1 protein-coding gene is annotated in these 3,924 nt (G+C 43.0%); it reads right to left on the bottom strand.

The features are described 5' to 3' along the window. Positions 1-3,924: DUF1542 domain-containing protein (locus H3R25_RS08785; RefSeq protein WP_198195159.1), on the bottom strand; the 3,924-nt coding region annotated here is incomplete at both ends.

Genomic DNA, 3,924 nt, shown 5'->3' with positions numbered 1-3,924 from the left:
CGTTTGAACCTGAACCGTTTGATCCTGAGCCATTGGAGTCGGAACTATTTGCATCTGAACCGTTTGATCCTGAGCCATTCGAACCAGAACCGTTTGCATCTGAACCATTTGATTCTGAGCCGTTCGAACCTGAACCGTTGGAGTCTGAGCCGTTGGAGTCTGAACTATTTGAGCCTGAACCATTTGATTCTGAGCCGTTCGAACCTGAACCATTGGAGCCGGAACCGTTCGAGTCTGAACTATTTGAGCCTGAACCATTTGATTCTGAGCCGTTGGAACCTGAACCGTTGGAGTCTGAACTATTTGAATCTGAACTATTTGATTCTGAACCGTTCGAACCTGAACCATTGGAGTCTGAACCATTTGATTCTGAGCCGTTCGAACCTGAACCATTGGAGTCAGAGCCATTTGATTCTGAGCCATTGGAGCCTGAACCATTACCCTTAACTCCAGGTACATATTGTGCATTAATTACAGGAATTGCAGCATCTCTTAGTTCCTTAACTTCTTGAACTGTTTCTGCACGATCAATTGCATTTTGAGCCTTCTCAGTTTCAAATTCAACTCTAGCAGTTTGAACAGCCTTTTCTTCTTCAGTTAAGTAAGCATCATTAGCTATTGCCTTCTTAATCGTATTTGCTTCTTGGTCAAGGTCAGATTTAGCTGCCGACTTCGAATCTTCCAGATTAATTCCTGCTACGTGCTGAGCATGAATTGCATTGATTCCTGTTTCGTATTCATCCTTAACACCTTGAGCATCAGCTGCTGCAGCAATCTTATCAATTGCTTTTTGTGCCTGAGTGTCAACTTCTCTAGCTTGTTGTGCCTTAACTGTATCGTTAAGAGTTGAATCACTATTAATTAACTCTTTAACAATAGCAACTTCATCATTAATTAGTTGTTGAGCATATTTCTTTTGCTCAGCTAATGTAATTGGATTAGTAACATATTTAGAATCAATTATCTTAATACCACTAACAACTTCTTTTTGAATACTTTCAGCTGAACCAGCAGCGTCAATCCGATTCTTAGCTGTTGTTGCAGCTGCATCAACAGCTGCAGTTTGTTCAGCTTTTGCTTTGTTATCCAATGAAGCATCGTGAGCAATTTGACCTTTAACTAATTCAGCCTCATCATCAATCTGGTACTTAGCGTCAGTCTTTTGACCGGCTAACTCAGCACCTGGTTTATAAGCACCATTGATCTTGTCTTTACCATCTTGTTCTGCCTTAGCAACCTCATCTGGGGTCTTTGCCTTATCAATGGCATCTTTAGCTTCCGAAGCTGCCTTGTCGACATCTTGTTTCTGCTTGTTCTTTTCGTCAGTCGTCAGATTCTTGTCGGCATCAATCTTGTCCTTAACATCGTTGGCAGTCTTATCAATTTCCTTGTTAGCGTCTGCCTTTTGATCTGTTAATTCTTTACCTGGTTGGTAAGCACCATTAATCTTGTCCTTACCATCTTGTTCTGCCTTAGCAACCTCATCTGGGGTCTTTGCCTTATCAATGGCATCTTTAGCTTCTGAAGCTGCCTTGTCGACATCCTGCTTCTGCTTGTTCTTTTCATCAGTCGTCAGATTCTTGTCGGCATCAATCTTGTCCTTAACGTCGCTAGCAGTCTTATCAATTTCCTTGTTAGCGTCTGCCTTTTGGTCTGTTAAGTCCTTACCTGGTACATATGCGGCATTGATCTTATCTTTACCATCTTGTTCTGCCTTAGCAATCTCATCTGGTGTGGTTGCGGCATTAATCGCATCTTTAGCTTCTGAAGCCGCCTTGTCAACATCTTGCTTCTGCTTGTTCTTTTCGTCAGTTGTCAGGTTCTTGTCGGCATCAATCTTGTCCTTAACGTCGCTAGCAGTCTTATCTATTTCCTTGTTAGCGTCTGCCTTTTGGTCTGTTAAGTCCTTACCTGGTACATATGCGGCATTGATCTTATCTTTACCATCTTGCTCTGCCTTAGCAATCTCATCTGGTGTGGTTGCTGCATTAATCGCATCTTTAGCTTCTGAAGCTGCCTTGTCGACATCTTGTTTCTGCTTGTTCTTTTCGTCAGTCGTCAGATTCTTGTCGGCATCAATCTTGTCCTTAACGTCGCTAGCAGTCTTATCAATTTCCTTGTTAGCGTCTGCCTTTTGGTCTGTTAAGTCCTTACCTGGTACATATGCGGCATTGATCTTGTCCTTACCATCTTGTTCTGCCTTAGCAATCTCATCTGGTGTGGTTGCTGCATTAATCGCATCTTTGGCATCAGAAGCTGCCTTGTCAACATCTTGCTTCTGCTTGTTCTTTTCGTCAGTTGTCAAGTTTTGATCAGCATCAATCTTGTCCTTAACGTCGCTAGCAGTCTTATCTATTTCCTTGTTAGCGTCTGCCTTTTGGCCTGTTAAGTCCTTACCTGGTACATATGCGGCATTGATCTTATCTTTACCATCTTGCTCTGCCTTAGCAATCTCATCTGGTGTGGTTGCGGCATTAATCGCATCTTTAGCTTCTGAAGCTGCCTTATCGACATCCTGCTTCTGCTTGTTCTTTTCGTCAGCTGTCAAGTTTTGATCAGCATCAATCTTGTCCTTAACGTCGCTAGCAGTCTTATCTATTTCCTTGTTAGCGTCTGCCTTTTGGTCTGTTAAGTCCTTACCTGGTTGATAAGCACCATTGATCTTATCTTTACCATCTTGTTCTGCCTTAGCAATCTCATCTGGTGTGGTTGCGGCATTAATCGCATCTTTAGCTTCTGAAGCTGCCTTGTCGACATCTTGTTTCTGCTTGTTCTTTTCGTCAGTCGTCAGATTCTTGTCGGCATCAATCTTGTCCTTAACGTCGCTAGCAGTCTTATCAATTTCCTTGTTAGCGTCTGCCTTTTGATCTGTTAAGTCCTTACCTGGTTGGTAAGCACCATTGATCCTATCTTTACCATCTTGTTCTGCCTTAGCAATCTCATCTGGTGTGGTTGCGGCATTAATCGCATCTTTAGCTTCTGAAGCTGCCTTATCGACATCCTGCTTCTGCTTGTTCTTTTCGTCAGTTGTCAAGTTTTGATCAGCATCAATCTTGTCCTTAACATCATTGGCAGTCTTATCAATTTCCTTGTTAGCGTCTGCCTTTTGATCTGTTAAGTCCTTACCTGGTACATATGCGGCATTGATCTTATCTTTACCATCTTGTTCTGCCTTAGCAATCTCATCTGGTGTGGTTGCGGCATTAATCGCATCTTTAGCTTCGGAAGCTGCCTTGTCGACATCCTGCTTCTGCTTGTTCTTTTCATCAGTCGTCAGATTCTTGTCGGCATCAATCTTGTCCTTAACATCGTTGGCAGTCTTATCAATTTCCTTGTTAGCGTCTGCCTTTTGGTCTGTTAAGTCCTTGCCTGGTTGGTAAGCACCATTGATCTTGTCTTTACCATCTTGCTCTGCCTTAGCAACCTCATCTGGTGTGGTTGCGGCATTAATCGCATCTTTAGCTTCTGAAGCTGCCTTGTCGACATCCTGCTTCTGCTTGTTCTTTTCATCAGCTGTCAGGTTCTTGTCGGCATCAATCTTGTCCTTAACATCATTGGCAGTCTTATCAATTTCCTTGTTAGCGTCTGCCTTTTGATCTGTTAAGTCCTTGCCTGGTTGGTAAGCACCATTGATCTTGTCTTTACCATCTTGCTCTGCCTTAGCAACCTCATCTGGGGTGGTTGCGGCATTAATCGCATCTTTAGCTTCTGAAGCTGCCTTGTCGACATCTTGTTTCTGCTTGTTCTTTTCGTCAGTCGTCAGATTCTTGTCGGCATCAATCTTGTCCTTAACGTCGCTAGCAGTCTTATCAATTTCCTTGTTAGCGTCTGCCTTTTGGTCTGTTAAGTCCTTACCTGGTACATATGCGGCATTAATCTTGACCTTACCATCTGCTACTGCCTTGGCAATTTCTTCTGGTGTGG

It is taken from the genome of Lactobacillus sp. M0390 (assembly GCF_016102085.1).
Lineage (GTDB): Bacteria > Bacillota > Bacilli > Lactobacillales > Lactobacillaceae > Lactobacillus > Lactobacillus apis.
Note: the sequence above shows the minus strand (reverse complement) of the source record. Positions and strands in the feature narration are given on the sequence as shown.